The organism is Novosphingobium sp. PY1, from assembly GCF_017312445.1.
Taxonomy (GTDB): Bacteria; Pseudomonadota; Alphaproteobacteria; order Sphingomonadales; family Sphingomonadaceae; genus Novosphingobium.
The window spans coordinates 56,314-69,909 of record NZ_BLTI01000009.1 but is presented as its reverse complement, the minus strand read 5'-3'; the positions used below and the strand labels follow the sequence as shown (position 1 = coordinate 69,909).

Annotated in this window: 10 protein-coding genes; 7 read left to right on the top strand and 3 right to left on the bottom strand. The window is 66.7% G+C overall.

Translation table 11 applies throughout. From position 1 onward, the window contains the following. Window positions 1-37 precede the first annotated feature (37 nt). Together J3474_RS16005 and J3474_RS16000 are read left to right on the top strand one after the other, a co-directional pair. Window positions 38-1,255, top strand: coding sequence for a M20 family metallopeptidase (locus J3474_RS16005; RefSeq protein WP_207094851.1), 1,218 nt, complete (start codon window positions 38-40; stop codon window positions 1,253-1,255). A gap of 26 nt (window positions 1,256-1,281) precedes the next feature. After that, a complete protein-coding gene (locus J3474_RS16000) occupies window positions 1,282-4,902 on the top strand; it encodes a hydantoinase B/oxoprolinase family protein (protein ID WP_207094850.1) in 3,621 nt (1,206 codons plus the stop codon). Here J3474_RS16000 and J3474_RS15995 read toward each other — a convergent pair. Beyond that, window positions 4,899-5,189: a GNAT family N-acetyltransferase gene (locus J3474_RS15995; protein ID WP_007012740.1), complete on the bottom strand. Its 291-nt coding sequence runs from the start codon at window positions 5,187-5,189 to the stop codon at window positions 4,899-4,901. The genes J3474_RS16000 and J3474_RS15995 overlap by 4 nt on opposite strands. Before the next feature lie 79 nt (window positions 5,190-5,268). On the opposite strand from J3474_RS15995, the gene J3474_RS15990 reads away from it, so the two are divergent. Both J3474_RS15990 and J3474_RS15985 read left to right on the top strand, forming a co-directional pair. Beyond that, entirely contained in the window at window positions 5,269-6,264 is a 996-nt protein-coding gene (locus J3474_RS15990) for a low specificity L-threonine aldolase (protein ID WP_207094849.1), read from the top strand. After that, complete coding sequence (locus J3474_RS15985) at window positions 6,261-7,178, top strand: DMT family transporter (RefSeq protein WP_207094848.1); 918 nt, start codon at window positions 6,261-6,263, stop codon at window positions 7,176-7,178. The genes J3474_RS15990 and J3474_RS15985 overlap by 4 nt, the downstream gene beginning before the upstream one ends. Here the strand turns inward: J3474_RS15985 and J3474_RS15980 are convergent. Both J3474_RS15980 and J3474_RS15975 read right to left on the bottom strand, forming a co-directional pair. Beyond that, complete coding sequence (locus tag J3474_RS15980; RefSeq protein ID WP_007012743.1) at window positions 7,155-7,937, bottom strand: hypothetical protein; 783 nt, start codon at window positions 7,935-7,937, stop codon at window positions 7,155-7,157. The two genes, J3474_RS15985 and J3474_RS15980, sit on opposite strands and share 24 nt — an antisense overlap. Continuing rightward, complete coding sequence (locus J3474_RS15975; RefSeq protein ID WP_242528438.1) at window positions 7,934-9,250, bottom strand: M48 family metallopeptidase; 1,317 nt, start codon at window positions 9,248-9,250, stop codon at window positions 7,934-7,936. The genes J3474_RS15980 and J3474_RS15975 overlap by 4 nt, the downstream gene beginning before the upstream one ends. 80 nt (window positions 9,251-9,330) lie before the next feature. Here J3474_RS15975 and pepN point away from each other — a divergent pair, with 80 nt between their 5' ends. The 3 genes from pepN (at window position 9,331) to petA (ending at window position 13,574) form a co-directional block, all read left to right on the top strand. Then, the gene (gene pepN, locus J3474_RS15970) at window positions 9,331-11,985 is read left to right on the top strand and encodes an aminopeptidase N (RefSeq protein ID WP_207094847.1); all 2,655 of its coding nucleotides are present in this window, start codon (window positions 9,331-9,333) and stop codon (window positions 11,983-11,985) included. Window positions 11,986-11,998: 13 nt separating this feature from the next. Next, window positions 11,999-12,775: a peptidoglycan editing factor PgeF gene (gene pgeF / locus J3474_RS15965; protein WP_207094972.1), complete on the top strand. Its 777-nt coding sequence runs from the start codon at window positions 11,999-12,001 to the stop codon at window positions 12,773-12,775. 265 nt (window positions 12,776-13,040) lie between these two features. Continuing rightward, on the top strand, window positions 13,041-13,574 hold the full coding sequence (gene petA, locus J3474_RS15960; RefSeq protein WP_007012747.1) for a ubiquinol-cytochrome c reductase iron-sulfur subunit: 534 nt from the start codon (window positions 13,041-13,043) through the stop codon (window positions 13,572-13,574). Window positions 13,575-13,596 lie beyond the last annotated feature (22 nt).

Below are 13,596 nucleotides of genomic sequence, written 5' to 3'. Positions count from 1 at the left end.
GGCTCGACAGGCGGGTGACCATGTCTATCATGGCACCATGCCTCCCAGTTCCCTGATTGCCGAAGCCGCCCGCATTTCCGACCGCATCGTTTCGCTGCGCCGCTCGATCCATGCCGAGCCGGAAATCGGGTTGCACACGCCCCTGACGCGCGACAAGATCCGCGAAGCGCTGGCGCACTTGCCGCTCGACTGGAAGGAGGGCCCATCGACGACGGGCCTTGTCGCCACGCTGAAGGGCGGGGCGGGGCGGGGCCGCTCGGTGCTGCTGCGCGGTGACATGGACGCCCTGCCGATGCCTGAGGAAACCGGCCTCGATTTCGCCTCGAAAGTGCCGGGCGCGATGCATGCCTGCGGGCACGATGCCCATGTCGCGATGCTGGCCGGTGCGGCCGAGATCCTCTGCGCCCAGTCCGATAGCCTCGCAGGCGAGGTCCGCTTCATGTTCCAGCCCGGCGAGGAAGGCTATCACGGCGCGCGCTTCATGCTGCAGGACGGACTGCTGGGCGGCGAGGGTTTCGACCGGCCGCTGCCCGACGCCGCCTTTGCCCTGCATGTCATGCCCAATGCCCCCCACGGCCTGATCGGCGGTCGTAGCGGGCCCCTGTTGGCCGCGGCGGACCAGATCGAGATCGTGGTGACCGGGCGTGGCGGCCATGCCTCGATGCCGCACCAGACGCTCGATCCGGTGCCGGTCGCCTGCGAGATCGTCACTGCCATCCAGGCGATGGTCGCGCGCAAGTTCAGCGTGTTCGACCCGGTAGTGGTCACGATCGCGAAGATCGAGGCCGGCACCGCGCACAACGTCATCGCCGACGAGGCCCGCATGATAGGGACGATGCGCAGCCTTTCGGCAGAGAACCGGGCGCGCCTCAAGAAGGACCTTGCCGTGCTGGCGTCCGGTATCGCCGGGGCGCACGGCATGACGGCGCAACTGAACACGGTCGAGGGCTTCCCGGTCACGGTCTGCCATGAAGAGGCGGTCGGCTTCGGCGAAGACGTCGCGCGCCGGATGTTCGGCGAGCAGGCGTTCCTGCGCCTGCCCGATCCGATCATGGGGGCTGAGGATTTCGCCTATGTGCTGGAAAAGGTGCCCGGCGCGATGTTCTTCCTCGGCGTGGCGCACGAAGGGGCGGATTGGCAGCATTGCTGCGGCATTCACTCGACCAGGATGATCGTCGACGAAACCGTCATGCCGCAGGGCGCGGCCTACCTTGCCGGGCTCGCCGAGGGTTTCCTCGATCGCGGTTTCGCCTGAGGCAGCAGGGCTGCGGACGCCACGTCATGAGCAATCGCAATCGGGAAGCCGGTCTCTGGCAGTTCTGGGTAGACCGGGGCGGCACCTTTACCGATGTCGTGGCCCGGGCGCCCGGCGGCCGGTTCGAGCGCCTGAAACTGCTTTCCGAAAGTCCCGGCGCCTACGACGATGCTGCGGTCGAGGCGATGCGCCGCCTGACCGGTGTGCGAGACGGTGAGCTGCCGCCGGCGCAGCTTCGGCTTGGCACCACGGTGGCGACGAACGCCCTGCTCGAACGCAAGGGCGAGCCGGTTCTGCTCGCCATCACACGCGGCTTCGGCGATGCCCTGCGCATCGGCACGCAGGAGCGCCCGGACATTTTCGCACGGCACATAGTAAGGCCCGAACCGCTGCACGGCGCGGTGATCGAGGTCGACGAGCGCGTCGGTGCGGACGGAACGGTGTACCGGCCGCTCGATGAAAATGCTGCGCTTCAAGGGTTGCAGCATTTCTTCGATCGTGGCCTGCGCGCCATCGCCATCGTCCTCATGCACGGCTATCGCCATGTCGCCCACGAGGCGGTGCTGGCGCGGATCGCGCGCGAGGTCGGCTTCACGCAGGTCTCGGTCAGTCATGAGGTCGCACCGCTCATCAAGCTCATCGCGCGCGGGGATACCTCGGTCGTCGATGCCTACCTTTCGCCGGTGCTCGACCGCTATGTCGCGGGGCTCGAAGCGGGGCTCGGGCCGCAGGTGACGGCGCTCTACATGCAGTCGAGCGGAGGGCTGGCGACCGGCGCAGCATTTCGCGGCAAGGACGCGATCCTGTCCGGGCCTGCGGGCGGTATCGTCGGCATGGCGGCAATCGCGCGCGAGGCCGGTTTCGATCATGTCATCGGTTTCGACATGGGCGGGACCTCCACCGACGTCTCGCACTATGCCGGACAATATGAGCGCGACAGCGAGACGCGCGTCGCCGGTGTCCGCGTTCGCACGCCCATGATGCGGATCGAGACCGTTGCCGCGGGCGGCGGGTCGATCTGCCATTTCGACGGGGCGCGCTTCCTCGTCGGGCCGGAAAGCGCAGGTGCCGTGCCCGGTCCGGCCTGCTACCGGCGGGACGGCCCGTTGGCGGTGACCGATTGCAACCTCCTGCTCGGCAAGCTTCGGCCGCAGCATTTTCCCCGGGTCTTCGGCCCTCACGGGAATGAGCCGCTATCGCTCCATGCTGCGCAGCATAAGATGGACGAGGTGCTGCAGCAGGTGCGTGCAGCAACCGGCAGGGCCCTGTCGCGCGAAGAGGCGGCGGAAGGCTTCCTCGAGATTGCGGTCGCCAACATGGCCAATGCGATCAAGACCGTTTCCCTGCGCCGCGGGCACGACATGACGCGCGCTGCGCTCGTCACCTTCGGCGGAGCCGGCGGGCAACATGCCTGCAAGGTGGCGGATGCGCTCGGGGTCGGCACGGTGCTGTGCCATCCGCTGGCAAGTGTGCTGTCCGCCTATGGAATGGGCCTTGCCGACCAGCGCGTGCTGCATGAGCGGACGCTGGCGCTGCCGCTCGAGGCGCGCAGCATGGACGATATCGGGCGCGCGGTTGAGGCGCTTGGCGCGCAGGCACGCGGCGATCTGGTCGCGCAGGGTGTCGCGCTCGACACCATTACTCTGGAGGCTACCCTGGCGGTGCGCCCCAAGGGCAGCGAGAATGCCATCGAGGTGCGCCTGGGCAGCCTTGCCTTCATGCGCGAAGCCTTCCGCGAAGGCTGGCTGAACCGCTTCGGCTTCGGCGCGGGCAGCGACCTGATCGCCGAGACCTTGCGGATCGAGGCGGTCTCCGCCGCGCAGGATGCGGGCGGCGCGACGCTGGCTCTTCCCGGCAACTCCGGCCCACCTGCCGATCATGTCGATATCTTCACCGGTGGATCGCAGCACCGCGTGCCGCTCTACTTGCGCGCCGATCTGGCCGAGGGTTTCGAGGCCGATGGTCCGCTGCTCGTGGTCGATGACGTTTCGACCACGGTCGTCGAACCCGGCTGGCAGGTGCGTGTCGACCGGTTCGGCAATCTCCTGCTCACCCGGGTCAACGCGCTGCAGGTGGCGCAGGCGCGGACCACCGCCTGCGATCCGGTGCGCCTTGAGATCATGGGCGCGCTGTTCATGGCGATTGCCGAAGAGATGGGCGCAGCGCTGCAGTTCAGCGCCAGCTCGGTCAATATCCGCGAGCGTCTCGACTTCTCCTGCGCCGTGTTCGACCGGGAGGGCAGCCTCGTCGCCAATGCGCCGCACATGCCGGTGCACCTGGGCTCGATGGGCGAGAGCGTGCGCACGATCCTGGCGCGGCGCGGCGATGCGAAGGACGGGCGCGGTCTGCTGCCGGGCGATGCCTACGTGCTCAATGCGCCCTACGATGGCGGCACGCACCTGCCGGACATCACTGTGGTCATGCCGGTCTTTGCCCATGATGACGAGAGCGCCCCGGCCTGGTTCGTCGCGGCACGCGGGCACCATGCCGACGTCGGCGGGATCAGCCCGGGATCGATGCCGCCGCGCAGCCGCTCGCTGGACGAGGAAGGCGTGCTGATCGACAACGTGCTGCTGGTCGACCGCGGCGAGCTGCAGGAAGCGGCTATGCGCGCCCTGCTGGCCTCGGGGCCCTATCCCTCGCGGGCGATCGACCAGAACATCGCCGACCTGCGGGCGCAGGTCGCCGCCTGTACGCGCGGCGCTTCGGAACTGCGCCGCATCGCGCGCGAGCAGGGGCGCGGGATCGTCGACGCCTACATGGCCCATGCACAGGCCCATGCCGAAGCTGCGGTCCGCTCGCTGATCGACAGGCTGGCCGACGGTTCGTTCCGCGTGCCGATGGACAATGGGGCGCAGATCTGCGTGACTGTGCGCATCGACCGCAAGGCCCGCGGCGCGACTATCGACTTCACCGGCACCAGCGAACAGCTTGCCGACAACTTCAATGCGCCGCTCCCGGTCGTGCGCGCAGCGGTGCTCTATGTCGTGCGCACGCTGATCGACGATGCGGTGCCGATGAACGAGGGGTGCCTGCGCCCGATCGCGCTGATCGTGCCCGAAGGATCGATGTTGCACCCGCGCGCGCCGGCTGCGGTCGTTGCCGGCAATGTCGAGACCAGCCAGGCCATCACCGATGCGCTGTTCGCGGCTCTCGGCGCGATGGCGGCGTCTCAAGGGACGATGAACAACTTCACCTTCGGCGATGCGCGGCGGCAATACTACGAGACGATTGCGGGCGGTTCGGGGGCTGGCCCGGATTTCGACGGCACCAGCGTTGTCCAGACCCACATGACCAACAGCCGCCTGACCGATCCCGAAGTGCTCGAGACCGGTTTTCCGGTTCTGCTCGAAGAGTTCTCGATCCGGCGCGGGTCGGGCGGAAACGGGCTGCACAAGGGCGGCGACGGAGCGACGCGCCGCTTGCGCTTCCTCGAGCCGATGCAGGCGGGCATCCTTGCCCAGCGGCGCAAGGTTGCGCCTTTTGGTCTCGCGGGCGGTGAAGATGCGGCCCCCGGGCGAACCCGGGTGGAGCGTACTGACGGAAGCGTCGAGGATCTGGGCTCGACCGGCTCGGCGCATGTCGATGCCGGCGACGTCATCGTGATCGAGACACCCGGCGGCGGCGGTTACGGCAGGCCGGACTAGGCCCGAACGTCGTTCCAGTCGGGGTGGCGGTTGAACGCGGCCACGACATAGCTGCAGACCGGGGCGACCTTGAACTGGTTTTCGCGCGCGTCGGCCACCATCGCCTCGACCAGCCGCATCGCGACCCCGCGATTGCCGATCTCCGGCGGGACCAGGGTGTGGTCGGCGAAATGGACGCCCTCGCGCTCCACCCAGGTCAGGCGGCCGACGGCATCGCTGTCCGCGACATGGGCGACATATTCGCCGCGCGTATCCTTCTCGTGCTTGGTTATGGTCACTCCGACCATGCGGCATTCTCCGGTGCGTGAATGGCAGCGCCATGCAAGCGCTTGACGCAGGGCGCGAGCCCTAGCAGGGCATATGGCCATGAAGTTCCTCTCCGACAATGCTGCCAGCGTTCATCCCGCGGTCTGGAAGGCGATGATGGCTGCGGACGCGGCCGATGCGCCCTATGACAACGATGCACTGAGCCGCGAGCTTGACGCGCGCTTCTCCGCGCTGTTCGGGCGTGACTGCGCGGCGCTGTGGGTGGCCACCGGCACGGCGGCGAACTGCCTTGCCCTTTCGGCGATGGTGCCCCCGCACGGCGGCGCGGTCTGCCACCGCGAAGCCCATATCGAGGTCGACGAGTGCGGTGCGCCCGGCTTCTATATGCACGGTGCGAAGCTCATGCTGGCAGAGGGCGAAAGCGCGAAACTGACGCCGGAGGCGATTGCCGCGGTCGTCGAGCCGATCCGCGACGATGTTCACCAGGTCCAGCCCCATGCGGTTTCGGTCACGCAGGTGAGCGAATATGGCTGTGCCTATCGGCCCGGCGAGCTTTCGGCGATTGCCGACTATGTCAGGGGACGCAGGCTGGCGCTGCATATCGACGGCGCACGCTTCGCCAATGCCGTGGCGTTTCTGGGCTGCAGTCCGGCAGAGGCGGCGCTGGGCGCCGATGCGCTCAGCTTCGGGTTCGTCAAGAACGGGGGCATGGGCGCCGAGGCGATCGTCTTCTTCGATCCCGAGCTTGCGCGCCAGACGCGCTATCGCCGCAAGCGGGCAGGGCACCTGCAGTCCAAGGGCCGTTATCTTGCCGCGCAGATCCTTGCCATGCTCGACAACGATGTGTGGCTCGACAATGCGCGGGCCGCAAATGCCGCTGCGGCCGAGATCGCGGCGGCGGCCGGGCCGCGCCTGCTCCACCCGGTCGAGGCCAACGAAGTGTTTCTTGCGACAAGCGCCGCCGAGCGAGAGGCGCTGCGCGCGCAGGGCTTCGAGTTCTACGATTGGGGCATGGACGCGGCGCGGCTGGTAACCGCGTGGGACACCCGGCCCGAAGCGGCTGCCGCGTTGGCCCGGGCGATTGCCGGACTATGAGTGATAGCAATACCGAAGCGGCCGCTTCGCAGGCCAAGGTCGTGGCCGCCTTCCTCATCGTGACCGCGATCTGGGGGTCGACATGGCTGGTGATCAAGGACCAGGTCGGCCTCGTTCCGGCCAGCTGGTCGATCACCTACCGTTTCGCCATCGCCTGCATCGGCATGTTCATCTTCGCGAAGCTGCGCGGCGATCCGCTGCGCCTTTCGCGCGAGGGGATGATCCTCTCGGTCTTCGTGGGTCTCTCGCAGTTCTTCCTGAACTTCCAGTTCGTGTACCGCGCTGAAATGCACCTGACCTCGGGGCTGGTCGCCGTGTTTTACGCGCTGCTGATGGTACCCAATACGCTGCTGGGGCGACTGTTCCTGAAGGAGACGGTGAAGCCGCGCTTCGTCTTCGGCTCGCTGATCGCCATAGCGGGGATCGCCCTGCTGCTGATCCATGAATTTCGCGATGCGCCGCCCGACAGCCGCATTGCACTGGGCATTGCGCTGACTTGCGCCGGATTGTTCAGTGCATCGTCTGCCAACGTGCTGCAGGCCACGCCCGCCGGGCGACGCCAGCTCGTCGTGCCGCTGCTTGCCTGGGCAATGGTCTGGGGCACGCTTGCCGACGCGCTGTTCAGCATCGTCACGGCAGGGCCGCCGGTGGTCGACATGCGCTGGGGCTATCTTGCCGGGATCGCCTATCTGGCGATTTTCGGGTCGGTGGTATCCTTCCCGCTCTACTTCGTGCTGATCCGTACGCTGGGTGCGGGCCGGGCAGCCTACAACGGCGTGGCCGTTCCGGTCGTCGCCATGGTGCTGTCGACCTTTTTCGAGGACTATCGCTGGACCGCCCTTGCCGGCGGTGGCGCGCTGCTCGCACTCGTCGGCCTGCTCTTTGCGCTGTCAGCGCGGGCGAAGCGCGCGTAGGCCTTCGCGAAAGCTGGGATAGCGGGGCTGCCAGCCGAGCACGCGCTTGGCCTTGCCGTTGGCGACCCGGCGGTTCTCCGCATAGAACGAGCGTGCCATCGGCGACAGGTTCGCCTCCTCGAGCGACTGCATCGGCGGCGGTGCGATGCCGAGCAGCGCGCAGGCTTCCTCGACGAGCCGGTTCTGGCTGCAGGGCTCGTTATCAGAGAGATTATAGGCCCCCGGGGCCGCATCGAGACCGGCGATGACCCCTGCGGCGATATCCTCCACATGGGCGCGGCTGAATACCTGCCCAGGCAGATCGATGCGATGGGCACGCCCTTCGGCGAGCCGTTCGAAGATCGACCGGCCCGGACCGTAGATCCCGGGCAGGCGATAGACGCGCGCGCCGCGCCTGAGCCAGGCGGCGTCGGCTTCGGCCCTGGCGACGCGGCGGCCGGTTCCCGTCGGCGCGCCTTCATCGACCCACGCGCCTTCGGCATCGCCATAGACGCCGGTCGAGGACAGGTAGGACAGCCTCTTTGCGCCGAGGGCATCGCCATAGCGCTCCAGAACCGGGTCGAGCCCCTCGCTGCCCGGCGGGACCGAGGAGAGCACGTGATCGGCGTCGGCCAGCGCCATGCGCACGTTGCCCTCGTCTTCGAAGGAGAGGGTACCGTCGCGGCCGGTGGAGACGATTTCCCATCCTGCTGCTTCGAGCCGGTCCGCGATGTAACCGGCGGTATAGCCGAGGCCGAAGATGAACAGGCGGCGCTTCACTTGCGATGTTCTCCGAAGTGCTGGGGCAGGGGGGCGGGACGGACCATCCGGGCATCGGGCACATGGTCTTTCTTCCACTGCATCGCCATGCGCACCCGCGTCGCTCCGGAGGGATGGTCGAAGAACAGCATTTCCTCGACGGGGCCCGGCTCGATCTTGCGATAGTCGGCCAGCTTCATCGCTACCGCGGCGAAGGCGTCGGGTTCGCGTGCGGCGTCGAGGCCGAAGGCGTCGGCCTCGCTTTCGTCGATGCGGATCAGGCTGTTCGTCAGCGGTGTCGCCAGCAGGGAGAGGATGGAGATGCAGATCATCATCACCGGAACCGATGCCGGATCGGAAAGATCCTGAACACCCCAACTCTGGCCATACCGGGCGATAAGCCAGGGGGCGATGCGCGCCACGACGAACAGGCACAGGGCGGCAAGGACAACGAAGAAGGCGATGTTGCGCCAGGCATGGCCGAGCACGTAGTGGCCCAGCTCATGGCCCATCACCGCCTCGATCTCCTCGGGCGTCGAGCGGTTGAGGAGATTGTCGTTGAGGCTGATGCGGATCGTCGGGCCGATGCCGGAAACATTGGCGGAAATCCGGTCGCTCTGCTTGCTCGCGTCGAAGACGTAGATGTGCTTTGCCGGGACATCGAACCGGTTCGCCATGGCGACGATGCGGTCGCGCAGCGGGCCCTGCGGCATTTCCCTGTAGGTGTTGAACAACGGCGATAGATAGATCGGCGCCAGCAGCAGCGCGACAAACGCAAAGACGGCGACGATGCCGGTGCCAAGTACCCACCAGCGGCGCGGGAAGCGGCGTATCGCGGCATAGAGCGCGGCCAGCACGGCGGTTCCCACTACCAGGCTGAAGGCAAGGGAGATCGCCTGTTCGCCCAGCCAGCCGCCGAATGACAGGTTCATCAGTCCGTAGGAGCGTTCGCGGATGAACTGGCTGTAGATCGTCCAGGGCAGCGTGAGCACGGAACCGGCGAGCAGGTAGAGCAGCGCGGTTACCGCCGCAATGGCCGAAGGGCGCTGCGAAATCCGGCTGCCCCAGTCCCGGAACCGGCCGGACAGGCGCAAGTGGAGCAGCGCCCAGTCGATCAGCACCGCGATCAGCGTGCCCCACAGGGGTAGCCAGTAACCGCCTTCGAAATAGGCGTCGGACCGGGCGCGGGCGGGGCCTTGCAGCGTGTCGAGCCAGAGCCGGGTCGCCTGGTCGACGTCGAATCCGGACTGCGGCGCGCTTGCCGCCATGGCCGGGCCCGAAAGGATCGCCAACCCCGCGACCAGCAGCATCACTGCGCGCTTGCCATGCATCATTCGATCTTATCCCCCCAGACTCCGGGTAAATTCGTACCGCAACGGCTGGCAATCGCAAGGTAAGCCTCTAAATCTAGGCCATGGACATCGCCAGCACTCCCGCCGACTCCGAAGCCAACATGCAGGTTGCCGACGCCGCGCCGCCGCCACAGGCGCCGCCGGTCATCCACCGCGAAGACTACTTGCCGCCGGCCTGGCTGGTGCCGCAGATCGCGCTGGAGTTCGCACTTGGCGTCGATGAGACGCACGTCACTTCGAAGCTTTCAGTGCAGCGCAATCCGGCCGGGAACGGATCGGACCTGATCCGTCTGAATGGCGATCAGATTGCGCCGCTTTCGGTGAGGGTCGATGGCGAGGCGATCAACGACTGGCGGCTCGACGGCCCGGACCTGCTGATCGAACTGCACGGCCAGGCCCACGAGATTGAGATCGAGACGCTGATCAAGCCGATCGCCAACAGCCAGCTGATGGGCCTGTATGCTTCCCACGGGATGCTGTGCACGCAGTGCGAGGCAGAGGGCTTCCGCCGGATCACGTTCTTTCCCGACCGGCCTGACGTGCTTTCGGTCTATTCGGTGCGCATGGCCGGCGACAAGGCGGCTTTCCCGATCCTGCTCTCGAACGGCAACTGTACCGCGCAGGGGGAAGGGGAGAACGGTACCCACTGGGCCGAGTGGCACGATCCCTGGCCCAAGCCGAGCTATCTCTTCGCGCTTGTCGCCGGGAATCTCGTCGCCAACAGTGCCGCTTACACGACCCGCAGCGGCCGCCAGGTCGCGCTGAACATCTGGGTGCGTCCCGGGGATGAGAGCCGCACCCAGCACGCGCTCGATTCGCTGATCGCCTCGATGAAGTGGGACGAGCAGACCTTCGGGCGCGAATACGACCTCGACCTGTTCAATGTCGTCGCCGTTTCCGACTTCAACATGGGGGCGATGGAGAACAAGGGCCTCAACATCTTCAACACCCGTTATGTCCTGGCCGATCCGGACACGGCGACCGATGCCGATTACGATGCGATCGAAGGCGTGATCGGGCACGAGTACTTCCACAACTGGTCCGGCAACCGGATCACCTGCCGCGACTGGTTCCAGCTTTCGCTCAAGGAAGGCTTCACGGTGCTGCGCGACCAGCTGTTCAGTGCCGACATGGGGTCGGAGCCGGTCAAGCGGATCGAGGACGTGCGCGTCCTTCGCTCGGCCCAGTTCCCCGAGGATTCGGGCCCGCTGGCGCACCCGATCCGGCCCGATTCCTACCAGGAGATCTCCAACTTCTATACCGCGACGGTCTATAACAAGGGCGCCGAGGTCATCCGCATGATGCGGACCATGGCGGGGCCGGAGCGCTTCCGCAAAGGCACCGATCTCTACTTCGAACGCCATGACGGCGAAGCGGCGACCTGCGAGGATTTCATCAAGGCGATCGAGGAAGGCGCCGGACTGGACCTCGAGCAGTTCCGCCTCTGGTACTCGCAGGCCGGAACGCCGCAAGTGCAGGTTCGCATGGCCCATGAAGTCGATGCCGTGACCCTCACGGTCAGCCAGGCCGTTCCTTCCACCCCGGGGCAGGCGATGAAGCAGCCCATGCCGATTCCCCTGCGGATCGCCCTGTTCGACCGCGATACGGCCAGCCACGACGGCGAACGGCTCATCGTCCTCGACAAGGCCAGCGACACTTTCCGCTTCGAGGGATATGCCAAGGCCCCGGTGCTTTCGGTCAACCGCGGCTTCTCCGCGCCGATCGCCCTCGATGTCGAGCGGCCGGTCGAGGACCTGGTGTTCCTCGCCGCCAGCGACGACGATCCCTTTGCACGATACGAGGCGATGCAGAGCCTTGTCGTTCGCCACCTGATCGCGGCCGTGTCGGACGCCATGAGCGCATCGGCCAAGGCCGCAGAGCGCAACGCCGTGAAGCGCGCCTTCGCCGCCGTGCTCGACGATGTCGCCCTCGATGACCTGATGCGCGGTGAACTGCTGATGCTGCCGCCGGTCTCCTACCTGGCCGAGCAGCTGCTGGTCGCCGACCCGAGCGCCCTTTACGAGGCGCGCGAGGATCTCAAGGCATGGCTGGGCCGGGAGCTTTCCGCCTCGCTGCGGGCGCTGCACGACCGCGTTTCCGCGATACCATACAGCCGTGATGCCGGCGCGCGCGGCGCGCGCAAGTGCAAGGCGCAGGCGCTGATCTACATTGCCGCGGCCGATCCGGCCGAAGGGGCGCGCCGGGCCGATACGCAGTACTGGGCGGCGGACAACATGACCGATCGCCAGAGTGCGCTGAGCGTGCTGTGCGGACTTGACGTGCCCGAGCGCAAGCAGGCGCTGGACGACTTCCACAAGCGCTATGAAGGCAATGCGCTCGTCATCGACAAGTGGTTTGCGCTTCAGGCCGGATCCACCCATCCGCTGGTGCTCGACCACATCCGCGACCTGGCGCTGCACCCGGACTTCACGATGTCCAATCCCAACCGGGTGCGGGCGCTCTACATGTCGGCGGCGGTCAATCCCAAGGCATTCCACGATGCCGGCGGGGAAGGCTATCGCACCATCGGCGAATTGATTCGCCGGCTCGATCCGATCAACCCGCAGACTGCGGCGCGCTTCGTCCCGGCCCTGGGTCGCTGGCGGCGAATCGAAGCGGAGCGCTCCCACCTGATGAAGGCAGAGCTCGAGAAGATTGCATCGCTGCCGGATCTGTCGCGCGACGTGCGCGAACAGGTGACCAAGAGCCTTGGCTGACAGCGAGCCAGAGATGACCGGCGCCGCAGCGGTCGAAGTCAACCGGGCTGCACTGCTGGAGGGGCTGCCGCACGGGTTCCTCGGCCGGCGCGGCGGCGTGAGCCGGGGCGCGGTCGCCGGGCTGAATGTCGGGCTCGGCTCGGGCGACGATCCCGGCGACGTGGCCGAGAATCGCGCGCGCGCCGTCGCCGCGGTCAAGCCTGGCGCGCGGCTGGTCTCGGTCTATCAGGTCCACTCGCCCGACTGCGTCGTCGTGGGCGGGGATCCGTGGATGGATGACGCCCGCCCGCATGCCGATGCCCTTGTCACAGATCGTCCGGGGCTGCTGCTGGGGATCGTCACGGCCGACTGCGCGCCGGTCCTGCTGGCCGACCGCGAAGCGGGCGTCGTCGGCGCTGCCCATGCCGGCTGGAAAGGTGCCATCGGCGGCGTCACCGACCGCACCGTGGAGGCCATGGAGACGCTAGGGGCAAAGGCGGGCCGGATCGTCGCTGCGGTCGGTCCCTGCATCGCCCAGGCGTCCTACGAAGTGGACCAGTCCTTCTTCGACCGCTTCTGCAAGGACGATTCCGAAAACGTCCGCTTCTTCGAGGCGGGCAGGAAAAGCCATCATCATTTCGATCTGGAAGGTTATGTCGCCGCGCGTCTCGAGGCTGCAGGGCTTGCCGCGGTGGAGCGTCTGCGTCTCGATACTTATGCCGAACCGGACCGATTCTTTTCCTTCCGCCTGGCCACGCACCGCAACGAACCCGCCTATGGGCGCGAGCTTTCGCTGATCGGGCTGGGCTGAACCTGCGGCACTTGCCGCAGCAAGCCAGCTTGCGGCGGGACTGGGCGCATCAAAACCGGCAAGGTTTCCTGCGCCTTGTGCCAGACCAAAAAGGCGGTTGGCACGGCGGACTTTCGTGTATATCAGGCCCGCCAAGTCGGTATCGGCCCGGAGCACGTCCGGACTGCGTGCCGTCGAAGGGGGATACCAAGCGTACCATTGGTAAGCTGATGGCTCGTTGTCGGTCCCCCGGCAGTGGGTTGTCGAAAGCAAGGCAAGGGCAAACATGGCAGAAGTAGATGGCGTGCGGCGGCGCGACTTCATCAATATCGCCGCAGTAAGCGCGGCGGGTGTCGCTGGCGTTGGGGTAGTGATTCCCCTGGTCAGCCAGATGTCGGCATCGGCCGACGTTCTTGCGGCTTCGTCGACCGAAGTCGATATCTCCGCGATCCAGCCGGGGCAGGCGATCAAGGCGATTTTCCGCAAGCAGCCGGTCTTCGTGCGCAACCTGACTCCCAAGGAGATCAAGGAAGCGAACGCGGTCGACGTCTCGACCCTGCGCGATCCGCAGACGCTGGAAGAGCGTACCAAGGAAGGCAAGGAAAACTGGCTTATCACCATGGGCGTTTGCACCCACCTCGGCTGTGTGCCGCTGGGTGCCGGCGAGGGTGAGAACCGCGGCGAGTTCGGCGGTTACTTCTGCCCCTGCCACGGTTCTTCCTACGACACCGCCGCCCGCATCCGTAAGGGCCCCGCGCCCAAGAACCTCGAGGTTCCGGAGTACGAATTCACCTCCGATACCGTCGTCAAGATCGGTTAAGGCCAAGAGAGAGGATCACGAT